Here is a 15963-nt window from a genome sequence, read left to right as displayed (position 1 = left end):
TAGCGCAACTTAGATAGCTTTCGCGAGCAGGCTCGCTCCCACACTGGATCTGTGATGTACACAAGTCCTCTGTGGCAGCGAGCCTGCTCGCGAAGGGCGCAACACAGTTTTCAGTCAACCAGCCCCATCACTCGCCGATAAAACGTCCACTCCTGCTCCAGCGCATGGGCCTGGTTGGCCGCGCGGCGGAAGCCGTGGCGTTCGTCAGGGTAGTAATGCGCTTCGACCGGGATGCCGTTGTGCTCCAGCGCCGCGACCATGTCGCGGGTCTGTTGCGGCACGACCACCGCGTCCAGTTCACCCTGAAAGAAAATCACCGGCACGCGAATGTTGTCTGCGTGCAGCAGTGGCGTGCGGGCGGCATAGCGTTCGGCATCCAGCTCTGGATCGCCGATCAGCCAGTCCAGATAATCGCCCTCGAACTTGTGCGTTGCGCGAGCCAACGCGACCGGATCGCTGACGCCGTAGAGGCTGGCGCCTGCGCGGAAAACCTGCCTGAACGCCAGTGCACACAGCGTTGTGTAGCCACCCGCACTGCCGCCGCGAATGAACGCGCGGTCGCCATCGATCAAGCCCTGTCCGGCGAGATAGCTGACCACCGCGCAGGCATCCTCGACATCCACCTCGCCCCAGCGCAGATGCAGCGCTTGGCGATATTCGCGACCATAGCCACTGCTGCCGCGATAGTTGAGGTCGGCGACAGCAAAGCCGCGCTGCGTCCAGTACTGGATGCGCGGGTCGAGTATCGGATAGCACGCCGACGTCGGGCCGCCGTGGATAAACACCACCAGCGGCGGTTTCGCTTCACCGCTCATGGCCGGGTAAAAGAAACCGTGCGCCTCGCCGGAGCCGCTCGGATAACGCAAGGTCTGCGGACGGCTGATGCGTTCGGCAGGCAATGGAGCCACGCCGCCAGCGAGGATTTTCACGGCATGAGACACACGATCAATGGCGATCACTGCCGACGGGCTGGTCGGCGATGCAGCGATGCAATAGATGAATTGTTGATCCATCGCCAAGTGGCGGAAGCGGCCGTAGTCACCGCTGAAATCTTCACTTCCAAGGGCCAGGCGACCGAAACCATCCTCGCTCCAACTGGCTAAAAATTGATCACCGACAGGCAGCCACGTGCAGCCGCCTAGCTGCCACGGCGCGGGCGCGTGATCGGCCTCGGCACTCGGTAGCGCGTGCAAGCCATCGGACGTTTCGCCCCACGGCTGCCAGTAGCCGCCACGGTCCGTCAGGCAACAGAGCCGCCCATCAGCGTCGAATCGCGGCTGCTGGATCGACTCCTCGATCTGCTCACCGGCAACACAGCGAGGCGCAGAAAAATCGCCTTGCGCGACCATCAAGCGCGTCGAGGTCCACGGCTGATGCGGGCGACTCCACTCGATCCACGCCAGCCGCTGGCCATCGGGGCTGAGCGTTGGCGACGCGTAGAAATCAGCACCTTCGGCCAGCACCTGTCGCGTACCGGTCGCCAGATCAATCGCCACCAGTCGATGCCGATCCTGCTGCTCCTCAACCGCCAATACCCGGCCAGCGGCGAATTGCAGATCGCCGTAGCGGCAGTCAGTCGACGTCAGCGCAACCGGCTTGCCACCCAGCGCTTGCCGATACAACTGCTGATCCGCTTCATTGACGAAAACCACCCCGTCAGGCGTCAGACAAAACGCACCACCGCCATATTCGTACACGCGGCTACGCACGCTGAAGCCGTCCGGCGTAAGACGTTTCGCTACGCCATCGCGCCAATGCCAGATCCGGCATGCGGCATCCTCGGGGCGGTATTCATTCCAGAACACGCCATGGGCGTCGAGCTGCAGTTCGGCGAAGTCGGTTCCGGCGGCGACGGCTTGGGCGGCGCTGAAAGGCTCAGCCCTTGGCGATGAGGCGTGAGTTTCGTTCATTGCGAAAGGCCAATTGTTCGATGGTTTGAGTGGCGGTCTCGGCTTCTTCGCGGGCCTTGAGGATCACGCCGTGATGTTCGGACTTGCTGCACACCGGGTCGGCGTTACTGGCGTCGCCGGTGAGCATGAACGCCTGGCAGCGGCAGCCGCCGAAGTCCTTTTCTTTCTCGTCGCAAGAGCGGCACGGCTCGGGCATCCAGTCGTAACCGCGAAAACGGTTGAAGCCGAACGAGTCATACCAGATGTGCTGCATGCTGTGCTCGCGCACGTTGGGAAACTGCACCGGCATCTGGCGGGCACCATGGCAGGGCAGGGCGGTGCCGTCCGGGGTGACGGTCAGAAAGATGCTGCCCCAGCCGTTCATGCAGGCTTTCGGGCGTTCTTCGTAATAGTCCGGAGTGACGAAAATCAGCTTGCACGGATGCCCTTCGGCTTCCAGCCTGGCCCGGTATTCGTTGGTGATGCGTTCGGCGCGCACCAGTTGCTCCTTGGTCGGCAGCAGGCCAACACGGTTGAGCTGCGCCCAGCCGTAGAACTGGCAAGTGGCGAGTTCGACGAAGTCGGCCTCCAGCGCAATGCACAGTTCGATAATGCGGTCGATCTTGTCGATGTTGTGCCGATGGGTGACGAAGTTCAGCACCATCGGATAGCCGTGGGCCTTGACTGCGCGAGCCATTTCCAGCTTTTGCGCAAAGGCCTTTTTCGAACCGGCGAGCAGGTTGTTCACTTGCTCGTCGCTGGCCTGAAAACTGATCTGGATGTGATCGAGCCCGGCCTTTTTGAAGTCGCTGATTTTCTGCTCGGTCAGGCCAATGCCGGAGGTGATCAGGTTGGTGTAGAAACCCAGCTGCCGCGCTTCATGGATCAGTTCGGCCAAGTCCTGACGCACCAGCGGTTCGCCGCCGGAAAAGCCCAATTGCGCCGCGCCCATCTCCCGCGCTTCGCGGAACACCTTGATCCATTGCTCGGTGGTCAGCTCTTTGCCCTGCTCGGCGAAATCCAGTGGGTTTGAGCAATACGGGCATTGCAACGGGCAACGGTAGGTCAGCTCGGCGAGCAGCCACAGCGGCAGGCCGACTTCAGGTTTTGGCGGGACTTGCACGGACGAATCAGGCAAGTTCGATCCAGTGCTGCGCACGGGCAACCTCCATGAATTGCTCGATGTCGTCACCAAGCTCGGGCACGCCGGGGAACTGCTCGTCGAGTCTGGCAATGATCGCCGCGACATCGCGTTCACCATCAATCAAGCCGCCGATCAGTGCGGCGCTGTCGTTGAGTTTGATCATGCCTTCAGGGTAGAGCAGCACGTGACCCTTTTGCGCCGGCTCGTATTGGAAGCGATAGCCCGGGCGCCAGCTCGGCACTTTGCTGCGGTCGAAACTCATAAGATGATTCCTTTATGCCAGACCCGTTGTTCGGTCACGCTGTGATACGGCGGACGGTTCAGTTCGTAGGCCATGCTCATGGCATCGAGCATGCTCCAAAGAATGTCCAGTTTGAACTGGAGAATTTCCAGCATGCGCTCCTGGCCTTCGCGGGTCTTGTAGTGCTCGAGGGTGATCGCCAGCCCATGTTCGACGTCACGCCGCGCCTGACCGAGGCGGGTGCGGAAATATTCATAACCGGCCGGGTCGATCCACGGGTAATGCTGCGGCCAGCTGTCGAGGCGCGACTGGTGGATCTGCGGCGCGAACAGTTCGGTCAGCGAGCTGCTGGCGGCCTCCTGCCAACTGGCGCGACGGGCGAAGTTGACGTAGGCATCGACGGCGAAACGCACGCCGGGCAGCACCAGTTCCTGGGAGCGCAATTGGTCCGGATCGAGGCCAACAGCCTGGCCCAGACGCAGCCAGGCTTCGATGCCGCCATCTTCACCGGGTGCGCCGTCGTGGTCGAGCAGGCGCTGAATCCACTCGCGGCGGATTTCCCGATCCGGGCAATTGGCGAGGATCGCTGCGTCCTTCAGGGGAATGTTCACCTGATAGTAGAAGCGGTTGGCGACCCAGCCCTGAATCTGCTCGCGGGTCGCGCGGCCTTCGTACATCGCCACGTGGTAAGGGTGGTAGATGTGGTAGTAGGCGCCCTTGGCGCGCAGGGCCGCTTCGAATTCGGCGGGGGACAGCGGGGTGTCGGTCATTGCGGTTCTCCGGGGAACAACCGTTGGATTCTGTGGTGTCTGTCAGGACGTCATCGCTGGCAAGCCAGCTCCCACAGGTTTTGTGTACGGCACAGATCCAATGTGGGAGCGAGCTTGCTCGCGAAGTGGCCGGTCGCTACAACACAATACTCATGCCGTCGTACGCTACTTCAACGTCACGCCGCGCCAGTTCGGCACGCTCCGGCGAATCCTCGTCGAGGATCGGGTTGGTGTTGTTGATGTGGATAAGTACCTTGCGCTGCTCGGGCAACTGCTCCAGCACTTCGAGCATGCCGCCAGGCCCGTTCTGCGCCAGATGGCCCATCTCGCGACCGGTGCGGGTGCCGACGCCACGGCGCTGCATTTCATCGTCATCCCACAGCGTGCCGTCGACCAGCAGGCAATCGCTGCCCGCCATGATTTCCAGCAACGGCGCATCGACCTTGCCCAGTCCCGGCGCGTAGAACAGCTTGCCGCCAGTGTTGAGGTCTTCAACGATCAAACCGATGTTGTCGCCCGGATGAGGATCGAAACGGTGCGGCGAATACGGCGGCGCGGCGCTGCGCAACGGCAACGGGGTGAAACGCAGATTCGGGCAGGCGGCTACGGTGAAGCTCTGGTCGAGCTCGATACGGTTCCAGTCCAGCCCGCCGTTCCAGTGGGTGAGCATCTTGAACAGGGGAAAACCGGTGCTCAGGTCTTCGTGAACCATGTCCGTGCACCAGACCTGATGCGGGCAGCCTTCGCGCAGACTCAGCAGGCCGGTGGTGTGGTCGATCTGGCTGTCCATCAGGATGATCGCGCTGATGCCGGTGTCGCGCAGCGCCCGGCCCGGTTGCATCGGGGCGAAGCTTTGCAGTTGCGCGCGGATGTCCGGCGAGGCATTGCACAGCACCCAGTTCACGCCGTCATCGGAAATGGCGATGGACGATTGGGTGCGGGCCTTGGCATTCAGGCTGCCGTCGCGAAAGCCTGCGCAGTTGACGCAGTTGCAGTTCCACTGCGGAAAACCGCCACCGGCGGCCGAACCCAGAATCTGGACGAACATGAACGCTCCATCATTTCAACGCGGAAAATAAAACGCCTCGGCGAGCCGAGGCGTTGCACTGCGATTCTGCGTAGGCAGAACTCAGCGGCTTGCGAAGTACATGGTGACTTCGAAGCCGATACGCAGGTCGGTGTAAGCAGGTTTGGTCCAGGCCATGAGATGTCTCCTTCTGAGGGTTGGGATAGCGCTATCCATAGTTATAGTCCACGGCAGCGCGGTGATGTTCCAATTAGTTAGGCGGCTATGTTACTCAAAATTTCAACGCCGTGACCCGTGAATCTTTGAGAAAGCTCCTTGCAGCCTCGGTAATGATCAGTTTGCCGCTTGCCACGGTGTGCCCGGCATCGATTCATTGGCCAGGCAATGCCAGCCACTCTCGGCATTGATCAGGCGCTGCGCAGCGGCCAGCAAAGCCTGGCGATCGAGTTGCCGGATCGCCGTGACCAACTGCTCCCGGTAATCCGACGAATGGCCGGCAAGCTTGCCTTGCCAGAGGAGTTCGGCGGCATCCTTGGTGGACAGTGTGGTGTCGTCGAGCTGATCGGCGAGGCTTTGGCGCCGTTGCTTGAAGCTTGCTTCATCGAGCGTTTCGATCAACGCGGGAATGCCGTTGAAAAACTCCTGAATGTATTCGAGCAACTTGCCCGCCAGGTTCGTCGGCGATTGCACGCCAAACACAATCGCGGTCATGCCGTGCAATTGACGCAGCGCGCTGAACACGGCGTACCCCAATTGCAATTCGACGCGCAGGCGCTGATAGAAAGGCGTCTGGCACAACTGAGCCAGAAGGCGCCACGCTGCTTCATCAGCGATGTCGCTGCTGGCAGTCGGGCAGATCAGCAGCAAGGCGTGTTCGCTGGAGGCCGTGTTGATCTGGCTCCAGTGGTACTGGCCTTGGGTGATCGGTGTCACCGGTAGTTGATTGTCCGGTGTGCCGGGAATGCGGCTCAGCGCCAGGCCCAAGGCTGATTGGGTTTGTTGATTAAGGCCTAGAGCGAGGCCGTCCCAGCGCGAAGTTGTCCACAGCTGATTGGCGTCATCGCTGGTTTCAATCGTGGGCAGGGATTTCTCTGGCAACGCTTCGAGTAGTTGGCGGATCGGCATCGACGGTATCTGCACCTCGTCGCGCGGCGAATCGGCGCCGATCATCGTCAGACATTTCAGCGCATGCTCGAGGACGCTGGGCATCGGTTCCTGTAATCCGCTCATTTTCAGCAGGCATTGGTTACCTGCGGCGCTGAAAGACAAGTCCACCCCGGCTTCGGACGCATCCTGTCGGGTCTGGCGCAGACTGCGCTGCAATCTTGCGCGCAGATCGGCGCTGGCCGTCGTCTCGACCTGCCAGCGCAGGTAAATCGCGCCCTCATCGCTGTTGTCCGGCAGGGCCTGGCTGAACTGCATCGGCGATCGCTCGCGACGACTGCGCGAGCGATCCTGGGCGAAGGTGCGCAGGCCACGGTGGGCGCTGGTCTGGCCGCGAATCAGCCCGGCGTTGGCCAGCGGTTCACTGGCGCGCAAGAAAGGGTTGGCGGCGGGCAGATGCCAATGATCGCTGAAGTTATCCACAACGCCGATTTCGCGAAGGATGTGCTCAAGTGCGGCAGCGCCGGATTCGGACAGGCCGAATGCTTGCTGCTCAATGTCTAGGCGCGCCAGTTGCAACGCGCCGCTGACTTGCTGCTGGCGTTGAAGCAGGGCCGCGTATTCCTCGCGCCACGGCGTCCAGTCCTGCTGGGCGAAGAAGCTCAGCCAGTCCAGCAGGCGTTCGCGAATGGTATCCAGGCGGTCGCCGCCAGCATTGAATTGAAGATGCAGCAGCGCTTGGCCGGCGAACTGGTAGAGCGGCGTGGCTTTCAGGCTGTCAGCCAGATTCTGTTGATGCAGGTATGCGAGCAATCCACCAGGTTTTGCGCTATTCAACCAATGACAGAGAAAAGCCATCGCCTCGGCGGATGACTCGGGCAACGCGTCGAAAGCGAATAACAGGTTCGAGTGAGCGCCGACCTGTTGATAACTTTTCACTGCCAACGGTGGCGGTGCGGCCTGGGCAACTTTATCCCCAATCGGCAACACCGCTGCGAATTGCTGCGCCAGCTCCCGAAGCTCATCGATACTTTGTGGCCCGACCAGACTCAGGCTCATTTGCCCGGTTCGATAAAAGCGCTGATGGAGATCTTTCAGCGCCGACTGAAACCCAGGCGATTCGACCTGCAAGCTGTCCCGATTACCCGCATGAAACCCACGCAGCGGGTGCTCCGCTGGTAAACCTTCATACAAGGCAAACTGCTGTTGCGCTGTCGGATCCTGCGACCAGGCGACAAACTCCGCCTGCAGCACTTCCCGTTCACGCAGTTGATCGTCCCGATTCATCCGTGGCCGGGCGAGCATGTCTGACAGACGCTCGAGCCCCCCGCTGAAGGACGACACAGGCAACTCGAAGAAAAAATCCGTGGTGCGCTCACGGGTGCTGGCATTCACTTGGCCGCCGTGACGTTGCACGTAGGCCATCAGCCCTTCGTCTGTGGGAAAACGCTCGGTGCCGAGAAACAGCAAATGCTCGAGAAAATGCGCCAGCCCCGGCCATGCCAATGGCACGTCATGGCTGCCGGCCGCCACGCGCAACGCGGCAGCGCTGCGCTTGAGACCGGGCACGTGGCGCAGGGTCACGCGCAGGCCGTTGGCCAGGGTTTCAGAGTGGGGGCGGGGATGAGTCGGCGCGGGCATGGGCACTTCCAGAACAGTGAAGTGCCCATGCTAGCGGATTAGCGGCGGTTGAGCGCGCCGTAAAGCTCCGGGCGGCGATCGCTGAGATAGCGATTGGCCTGGCGTGAATCGTTCATCAGTTGTCGGTCCAGTTCGCCGACGATCAACGCCTCGTCCAGACCTGCCAGAGCGATGCGGCTGCCGTCCGGCGCGGCAATGCTGCTTTGCCCGCAATACTGGATATCGCCTTCATGTCCGCAGTAATTGGCGTAAGCCACGTAGCACTGGTTTTCGAAGGCGCGGGCACGCACGGTGACATCGGCAACGAAATCGAACGGAATCATGTTGGCCGTCGGCACCACGATCAGCTCGGCGCCGGCCAAGGCCAGGCGCCGCGCGTTTTCCGGAAACTCCAGGTCGTAGCAGATCAGGAAGCCGAGCTTCCAGCCGTTCAATTCAACCACCGGCAAGTCGGAGTCACCGGGGCTGAACATCGACCGATCGAGGTCGCCGAACAGATGCGACTTGCGGTAATTGCACAGGCGCTCGCCATGGGTGTCGATCAGTTGCACGGCGTTGTAGATCTGCCCGTCGGCGGTGCGCTCCGGGTAGCCGTAGACAATCGCCAGACCGGCAGCCTTGGCAATCCGGCCGATCTGCTGCGCCCATTCACCGTTATAGACCTCGGCCAGCGTGCCGACCGCTTCGGCGCCGATGTTGTAGCCGGTCATGAACATCTCCGGCAGCACCAGCAGATCGGCGCCTTTGGCCTCCATCGCTACTTGATGCAGGCGATGCAGGTTGGCGGCGGGGTCCAGTGGCAGCGGTGGACATTGGTAAACGGCTACGCGCATCGGGGAATCCTCTTACTCGGGCAGGGCGATAGGGCCGATGTCTTTGAACACATCACCCGGGCCGGGGTTCTCTTTATGTGTGGATCCGCCGAAATGTTTCATGATGCCCCACACCGCGTTGAGCGAAGTCTGCACCGCGCCTTCGACCCACGCCGGTGTCCACGACACGTCGTCGCCGGCGATGAAAATCCCGCGCTGTTCGGCCGGCATGTCGTCCTGCATGAAGTGCGCATACATGCGCTGGTTGTAGCGGTAATGGCCGGGCAGGGCGCCTTTGAAGGCACCGAGGAAATACGGATCGGCTTCCCACGACACGGTGATCGGATCGCCGATGATCCGCGCGGCGATGTCGACTTTCGGGTAGATCTTCTTCAGCGCGTTCAACGCCAGCTCAACACGTTTCTCCACCGGATGCGGGAGCATTTTCAACGCGTCGCTCATCCACGAGTACGACAGGCAGATCACCCCCGGCTTGTCGTCGCCGTTGTCGAACAGATAGGTGCCACGGGTCAGGCGATCGGTGAGGGTCATGCTCATCACGTCGCGGCCGGTCTCCGGATCCTTGTCTTTCCAGAATGGCCGGTCGACCATCACGAAGGTTTTCGACGACTGCATGTAGCGCGTGCGGTCGAGGGCCATCCACATCTTCTGCGAGAACAGGGTTTCATCGCATTCGATCTGAGTGGTCAGCAGCCAGCTCTGGCAGGTTGTCAGGACGGCGGCGTATTCGCGGGTGTCACCGTTGTTGTCGGTAACGGCGAAACGGCCCTCCGGTGCATGAGCAATTTTCTTCACGCCGGAACGCGGCGCGCCACGGTGCAGGGATTTCAGGCTGGTGCCGGCCGGCCAGTGCACACAGCGCTCCGGCACATGGCGCCAAATGCCCTGTGGCACCTGCTCGACGCCACCGACCACCAGGTGTTGGTGATCGTCGCAATTGGTCATCACCACGCGGAAGATTTCCAGCATCGAATTGGGGAAGTCCGAATCCCAGCCGCCGGTGCCGAAACCGACCTGGCCGAACACTTCGCGATGCTGGAACGACAATTTGGCGAAGGCCTTCGAGGTGGCGACGAAGTCGTAAAAGGTCCGGTCGTCCCACAGCGGCACCAGCTTGTTCCACAGCTCTTTCAGGCGCGGCACATCGCGATCGCGAATGGCTTGCTGGATGTCGGAGAACTGCGAACCGGCTTCCAGCGCATCTGCCCAGGCGTCAGCGACTTCCTGGAACAATGCAGGAAGATCCTTCAGGCTTTCGGCGTAATAGGTTTCGCCTTCCAGATCGATCACGGTACTGCCCGAAGCACCGGTCAGCGGGTTGGGGAAAGGCTTGGTTTCGAGGCCGAGCTTGTCCACGTAGTGATAGAACGCCGTGGAGGACACTGGAAAGCGCATGCCGCCAAGCTCCGCGACGATGGCGTCGGTACCGTTGAAGGCTTGCGAGCGCAGACGACCGCCGAGTTTCGACGCCTCGTACACCACTGGCTTCAAACCGAGTTTCATCAGTTCATACGCAGCCACCAGACCGGCAATGCCCGCCCCGACAATCGCCACCTCAGCGCCATGGTGCTGCTCAGGAATGCTCCCCAGCCCGGCGGGATGCTCGATCCAGTCGTCAAACGCGAACGGAAAGTCCGGACCGAAAATGGTGACAGGTTTTTTTCCGTCTGCAGGATGGCGGTTGTTCTTGTTCATGGCTGACCTTGTTGGCGACCCGACGCAGGATTCGCGTCTGAGTATAGGAAAAGATGTCAGCCATTCTAGGGAGCGTGGAGCGCGTTAATAAGACGCAATGTGTCGTCGTTTTGCCTGATTGTTGTGCAGACTGACGATTGCAGGCTGCATACCGACCAAAATGTGGGAGCGAGCCTGCTCGCGAAGAGGCTCTGAAATTCACCCGAGAAGCTCGATCAAAATCTTAAACCGGCTGCCCCCGATCAATCTTGCTGCTCAGAATGATCGACGTCGTGGTCTTCTCCACCCCATCGACGCTGCCAATCTGATCCAGCAACTGATCGAGCTGCTCCGGCGAGTCGGTGCGCAACCACGCCACATAATCAAACTCGCCACTCACTGCACACAACTGCTGCACCTGCGCCATCGCACTCAAACGCCGCAACACGTCCTTGCCGGAACGCGGCTGCACCTTGATCCCGACGTACGCCTGCAAGCCACCATCGACCACACGCTGACCAAGACGCACGCCATAACCGGTGATCACTCTGGCCTTTTCCAGCCGGGCCAGGCGCGACGTCACCGTCGTGCGAGCAATGCCTAGCTGACGGGCGAGCATGGCCACGCTTTCGCGGGCGTTGATTTGCAGCGCGGCGATTAGCTGGCGGTCGATTTCGTCGAGGATGGGTTGGCGGGTGTCTGGCAAGGTGGGCTCCATTGGCGTTGAGTCGGAGGGAGGCGCACTTTACAGGCAAATAAGGAAAGGCTTTTGCGCCATAGCAAAGTGGTCACTGATGAATTTGATGAAACAAATGTTCTGACAATTGATTTGACTTGTCTGCCCTGTTTCCCAAGAATGCCAACAAGAGCGCGAAATCTGCTGCCTTGCAGGGCATTAGCAGATGTAGGTACCTCAGCGATGCTGCAACATCGGTGTCAGGTGAGACCTCTTCATCCCATTTCCTGAGGATGCAAATATCAGGATTTAGATGTTACGGGCAGCCCGATGGCTGCCCTTTTTTTGTCCGTAAGAATGTACCGCCTATACAAAAGCTCGCCTTTTCGATGCCTGTTCATGGCTCTCGCCGGAGCGTGCATAAAATTCCACAGAACGTGTCCATTCCGAATGTCTACAACCACAAGCATGTCATTTTTTGCCTCATAGGCATTGATGAATGCCACGCGGTGTCCGCCGTTATCGTATCGGACTTTCCATATTTCAAAGGGTCCCGTTAAGGTATCGATAGCGTGTCGAACATAGCGCTCGCGCGAGTCCGGGCGTTTTTCAACGATGTGGGCCAGTTTGTCTCTCGCAACCGCAACGTTTCCAATCGGCGTCAGGATCGTGACGGCCATAACAGACTCATCGATGAATCCGAAGTATTCCAAGAGTATTCCCAAGGCACCCGCTGCATCGTCAGCCCTTTTTATTTCTGTGATTGCGGCTGATCGAAGTTCTTTTGAGAGTGTTCTCAAGTCGGGTAGGGCAAGATCGATCCAGGTTGCTTGGTCGGCTGCTTCGCTGATTGTTGGAGCAGCATTCATGAGCATGGAAACAGTCCTGGGCGGCGATGGCGTCAGGAGATTAATTGCTCGCAGGAAAGCCTCACAAGGCTGCAAACGTCCCGGAAGCATCGCTTCAGAATGATCCTACAGATAGCGCAGCTTTCTTCCTGGGTCGGAATTAGCCAGACTGAGAAACCGCACCCACAAAAAAGCCGCGCATTCAGCGCGGCTTTTCAATTTGGTGGGCCCACACGGACTCGAACCGTGGACCAAAGGATTATGAGTCCTCTGCTCTAACCAACTGAGCTATAGGCCCTCAGTAGGCCGCGGATTATAGCGACGGTTTCGCGGCTGTGCTATCCGAAAAATCCGATACGGTTATATGCAGAAACGTCGCGGCGAATTCGTCCGGGGGCAGCGGCAGGCTGACGATGTAGCCCTGGATCTGTTCACAACCTTCTGCGGCGAGGAATTGTTGTTGCGCCTGGGTTTCCACGCCTTCGGCAATCACGGTGAATTGCATGCTGCGACCGAGCGCGATGATGGCGCGCACAATGGCCGCGTCGTGGGGGTCGTCAGGCAGTCCGCGGACGAAGGACTGGTCGATCTTGAGGATGTCCAGCGGCAGGCGTTTGAGATAGCTGAGCGAGGAGTAGCCGGTGCCGAAGTCATCGATCGCCAGTTGCACGCCGAGGTGTTTGAGCTGGTGCAACACTGCCAGCGCCTCTTCGGCCTGACTCATGATGAAGTTCTCGGTAATTTCCAGTTGCAGTAAATCCGGCCTGAGGCGGTTGTCCTTGAGCAGTTGCTCGATGCGCACCAACAGGTTCGGCTGACGCAGCTGTGCGCCAGCGAGGTTTACCGAGAGCGGCCCGAGCGGTTGGTAGATCCGGCTCCACTCGAACATTTGCCGGCAAGCGGTTTCGAGCACCCAGTCACCGATCTGCAGGATCATGCCGTTCTCTTCGGCCAGCGGAATGAAATGCTCGGGCGGCACGTCGCCGAAGGTTGGGTGGCGCCAGCGAATCAGCGCCTCTGCACCGACCAGACTGTGGTCGACCAGGCTGATTTTCGGTTGGTAATAGAGAAACAGCTCATCGCGCTCGATGGCGCGGCGCAGTTCGTGTTCCAACGCTACGCGCTCGCTGGCTTGGGCGGTGAGGTCGCGGGTGTAGCTTTCGACGCGGTTACGCCCCTTGGCTTTGGAGCGGTACATCGCCGCGTCCGCGTTTTTCACCAGGGTGGCGACATCGCAGCCGTCGCGGGGATAGAGGCTGGTGCCGATGCTCGCGCTGATAAAAAACTCGTGTTCGCCGGCCTGGAACGGCGCACCGAAGCAGTTGAGCAGTTTCGTCGCGATGTTGTCGGCATCGCTGGCTTGCTGCAGGCCCGGCAGCAGAATGATGAACTCGTCGCCGCCCAGCCGCGCGACCGTGTCGATATCGCGCAATTGTTCTTTCAAGCGCACGGCGATGCCCTTGAGCAACAGGTCGCCGACCGGGTGGCCGAGGCTGTCGTTGATGTGTTTGAAACGGTCGAGATCGAGAAACAGCACGGCACCCTGGCCGCCATTTTCCTGCTGGCTGGTCAGGGCCATTTGCAGGCGGCTCTCGAACAAGGTGCGGTTTGGCAAGCCGGTGAGCGGGTCGTGGTGAGCCTGGTAATCAAGCTTGGCCTGGGCATGCTTGAGGCTGGAAATATCGGCGAACACCGCGACGAAGTGGGTGATGAACTTGTCGCGATTGCGCACGGCGCTGATGGTCAGCCAGCTTGGGTACAGCTCGCCGTTCTTGCGCCGGTTGGAAATCTCGCCCTGCCAGTGGCCTTCGTCGGTCAATTGGTGCCACATCGCCGCGTAGAAAGCGCTGTCATGCAGCCCTGACGCCAGCAAGCGTGGCGTGTGGCCCAGCGCTTCACTTTCGCTGTAACCGGTGATTTCGGTGAAAGCGCGATTGACGGCGCTGATGTGTTGTTGAGTATCGGTGATCAACACGCCCTCGGCGGTGCTCTCGAAAACGGTCGCGGCCTGCTGCAGTTTTTCCTGCATGAGATGGCGTTCGGTGATGTCGCGGGCGATGGTCAGCATGCAATCCTCGTCGCCGATCGGCAGCGGGCGACTGGACACTTCGCACAGGCGAATCTGCCCGTCGCTGCGACGGATGTGGCATGTGAAGTCGCGGACAAACCCGTCGCGCTTTAGCAGATCGAGCATCTGCTTGCGTTCGTTGAGGTTGACCCAGATGCCCAGATCCAGCGTTGAACGATCCACCGACATGGCGCTGTTGAAACCAGTGATACGACTAAAACCTTCGTTGACCTCCAACAGCAGGCCGTCGCTCTGGCGCGACAGCAACAGGCCATCCGGCGACGCATGGAACGCCTTGGCGAACTTCTCTTCAGAGGTTTGCAGTTGCTGTTGGGTTTCCTTGAGCTGGCTGATGTCGCGAACTACCACCACCAGCGCCGGGGTGGTGTCGAGGTCGAAAGGCTCGGCGGAAATCAGCCCGGTGAACAATTGGCCGTTGTTGCGGCGAAAGGGCATTTCCAGATTACGGATGCTGCCGGCCTGCAAACGCTGCAAGAGGCCCGGCCCCACCCCGGGGATGCCCCAGATATTGAGGTTGGTGGCGGTCTGGCCGATCACCTCCTCGGCCCTGAGGCCGATCTGCTCTTCGAAGGCCTCGTTAACCTCCAGCAGGCAGCCGTCGGACAGGCGCGCAATCACCAGAATGTCCGGGCATTGCTCAAACACCGAAGCGAACTTCTGCTCGGACAGGCGCAGCGCCTCTTCGGTGCGTTTGATTTCGCTGATATCGATCATCAACCCGCGCATCACCGGTTCGTGGCCATGCTCGATCAGGCTGACAATGTCGCGCACCCACAGGCAGCGGCCGTCGGCGGTGATCACGCGATAATCGACGATGTGATCGCGGCCCTGGCGCAGCGCTTCCCTGCAATAGTTCTGCGTGCGGGTCAGGTCGGCCGGGTGAATGATGTTGTGCCAGAAACCCGGAATCAGCCAGTGAGACTGTGGATACCCGAGCAGGTCTTCAGCATGGGGCGAAACATAGCTGTAGGTGAAGTCGCTCATCCGCGCTTCCCAGGCGATCGCCGACAAACTCTCCACCAGGCCACGGTAGTGATATTCGCTGCTGCGCAATTCCTGTTCGAGGTCGATGCGCCGGGAGATTTCCGAGCTCAGGCGACGGTTGATGCGAATCACCACGGCCAGCACCGTCATCAACAACAACAGACCGGGCAGGCCATACATCAGCAGGTCCGACCAGAACGTGCGGTGGTCGAGCACATTACCGACCCAATGTTCCTGAATGCTGCTGATTTCCGCCGGTGTCATGTCGGCCAGGACTTTATCGAGAATGCCCACCAACATCTTGTTGTCGCGGGGCACGGCCATCGCCAGTTGATAGCGATACGGGGTTTCGCCGCTGACGTAGAGGCCGTCGAGTTTGAGCTGGCGCAGGCTCCAGACGCTGGAAGCCAGATCGCCGACCACCGCGTCCACTTCATCGGTCGCCAGGGCTTGCAGCGCCGAACTAACATTGGGCATGGCCACCAGATTCAGATCGGGATGGTGAGTGCGCAGCAGTTCGTGGGGAGCGTAGTTTTCCACTACGGCGATTTTCAGACCGTACAGGTCGTCGAGTTTGCGCGGCTGGGCCCCGCCGACATGGGCCAGAATGACGATCGGGAAGTCGAGGTACGGCCGGGTAAATGACAGGTAATTCTGGCGTTCCGGCGTGGACATGATTCCCGGCAGCAAATCGATCTTGCCTTTTTTGACCTGCTCCAGCACCACCGTCCAGCTTGCCGGTTCGATGGGCGTCAGCTTGATCGCCAAACGTTGGCGAATCACGTCGATATAGTCAGCGGCGAGACCCTGATAGCGGTTCTGGTCGTCACGAAATTCGAAAGGCGGCCACGATGCATCAACACCCAGGCGCAAGTCAGGGTGAGCCGCCAGCCAGCTGCGTTCTTCATCGGTGAGAGTCAGCGCGTCAGCCGTGGCGGTGCAGATCATCAATGACAGCAGAAAAAGCACGGGCGCCAGTCTGGGCATAACGCTCTCGTCAGGGCTTGGGATGATTGTTTCGAGTGTAGACGGGGTACGCGACG

General features: G+C 60.2%; 12 protein-coding genes and 1 tRNA gene. All 13 read right to left on the bottom strand.

Annotated elements, in window-relative coordinates:
* Positions 1-110 precede the first annotated feature (110 nt).
* The 13 genes from FEE99_RS01055 to FEE99_RS00995 all read right to left on the bottom strand — a co-directional run bounded on the left by FEE99_RS01055 (position 111) and on the right by FEE99_RS00995 (position 15907).
* On the bottom strand, positions 111-1910 hold the full coding sequence (locus tag FEE99_RS01055) for a S9 family peptidase (RefSeq protein WP_041476713.1): 1800 nt from the start codon (positions 1908-1910) through the stop codon (positions 111-113).
* Positions 1876-3048 carry a pyrroloquinoline quinone biosynthesis protein PqqE gene (gene pqqE / locus FEE99_RS01050; RefSeq protein ID WP_041476712.1) on the bottom strand — a complete coding sequence of 391 codons (1173 nt, stop codon included), beginning with the start codon at positions 3046-3048 and terminating at the stop codon, positions 1876-1878. The genes FEE99_RS01055 and pqqE overlap by 35 nt, the downstream gene beginning before the upstream one ends.
* Entirely contained in the window at positions 3020-3295 is a 276-nt protein-coding gene (gene pqqD / locus FEE99_RS01045) for a pyrroloquinoline quinone biosynthesis peptide chaperone PqqD (protein WP_041476711.1), read from the bottom strand. The genes pqqE and pqqD overlap by 29 nt, the downstream gene beginning before the upstream one ends.
* Entirely contained in the window at positions 3292-4044 is a 753-nt protein-coding gene (gene pqqC / locus FEE99_RS01040; protein WP_039757691.1) for a pyrroloquinoline-quinone synthase PqqC, read from the bottom strand. Before pqqC ends, pqqD begins: the two co-directional genes overlap by 4 nt.
* 136 nt (positions 4045-4180) lie before the next feature.
* Positions 4181-5092, bottom strand: coding sequence for a pyrroloquinoline quinone biosynthesis protein PqqB (pqqB, locus tag FEE99_RS01035; RefSeq protein ID WP_041476710.1), 912 nt, complete (start codon positions 5090-5092; stop codon positions 4181-4183).
* An 81-nt stretch (positions 5093-5173) separates the two neighbouring features.
* The gene (gene pqqA / locus FEE99_RS01030; RefSeq protein ID WP_003444522.1) at positions 5174-5248 is read right to left on the bottom strand and encodes a pyrroloquinoline quinone precursor peptide PqqA; all 75 of its coding nucleotides are present in this window, start codon (positions 5246-5248) and stop codon (positions 5174-5176) included.
* Between the two features lie 156 nt (positions 5249-5404).
* Positions 5405-7816: a pyrroloquinoline quinone biosynthesis protein PqqF gene (pqqF, locus tag FEE99_RS01025; RefSeq protein WP_041476709.1), complete on the bottom strand. Its 2412-nt coding sequence runs from the start codon at positions 7814-7816 to the stop codon at positions 5405-5407.
* A gap of 38 nt (positions 7817-7854) precedes the next feature.
* Positions 7855-8649 (bottom strand): carbon-nitrogen hydrolase family protein, encoded by a 795-nt coding sequence (locus FEE99_RS01020; protein WP_041476708.1) that lies wholly within the window; start codon positions 8647-8649, stop codon positions 7855-7857.
* A gap of 12 nt (positions 8650-8661) precedes the next feature.
* Positions 8662-10344: a flavin monoamine oxidase family protein gene (locus FEE99_RS01015; protein ID WP_024014552.1), complete on the bottom strand. Its 1683-nt coding sequence runs from the start codon at positions 10342-10344 to the stop codon at positions 8662-8664.
* A 223-nt stretch (positions 10345-10567) separates the two neighbouring features.
* Positions 10568-11029, bottom strand: coding sequence for an Lrp/AsnC family transcriptional regulator (locus tag FEE99_RS01010; protein ID WP_041476707.1), 462 nt, complete (start codon positions 11027-11029; stop codon positions 10568-10570).
* A gap of 272 nt (positions 11030-11301) precedes the next feature.
* The gene (locus tag FEE99_RS01005) at positions 11302-11874 is read right to left on the bottom strand and encodes a PBECR2 nuclease fold domain-containing protein (RefSeq protein WP_056786649.1); all 573 of its coding nucleotides are present in this window, start codon (positions 11872-11874) and stop codon (positions 11302-11304) included.
* A 194-nt stretch (positions 11875-12068) separates the two neighbouring features.
* Positions 12069-12145, bottom strand: a tRNA-Ile gene (locus FEE99_RS01000).
* Between the two features lie 15 nt (positions 12146-12160).
* Positions 12161-15907 carry a bifunctional diguanylate cyclase/phosphodiesterase gene (locus tag FEE99_RS00995; RefSeq protein WP_041476706.1) on the bottom strand — a complete coding sequence of 1249 codons (3747 nt, stop codon included), beginning with the start codon at positions 15905-15907 and terminating at the stop codon, positions 12161-12163.
* Between the last annotated feature and the right edge of the window lie 56 nt (positions 15908-15963).

The sequence above is a fragment of the Pseudomonas sp. ef1 genome (assembly GCF_007293365.2).
GTDB lineage: Bacteria > Pseudomonadota > Gammaproteobacteria > Pseudomonadales > Pseudomonadaceae > Aquipseudomonas > Aquipseudomonas siliginis.
The sequence above is the reverse complement of the archived record's forward strand: the minus strand, read 5'-3'. Positions and strand labels throughout refer to the sequence as shown.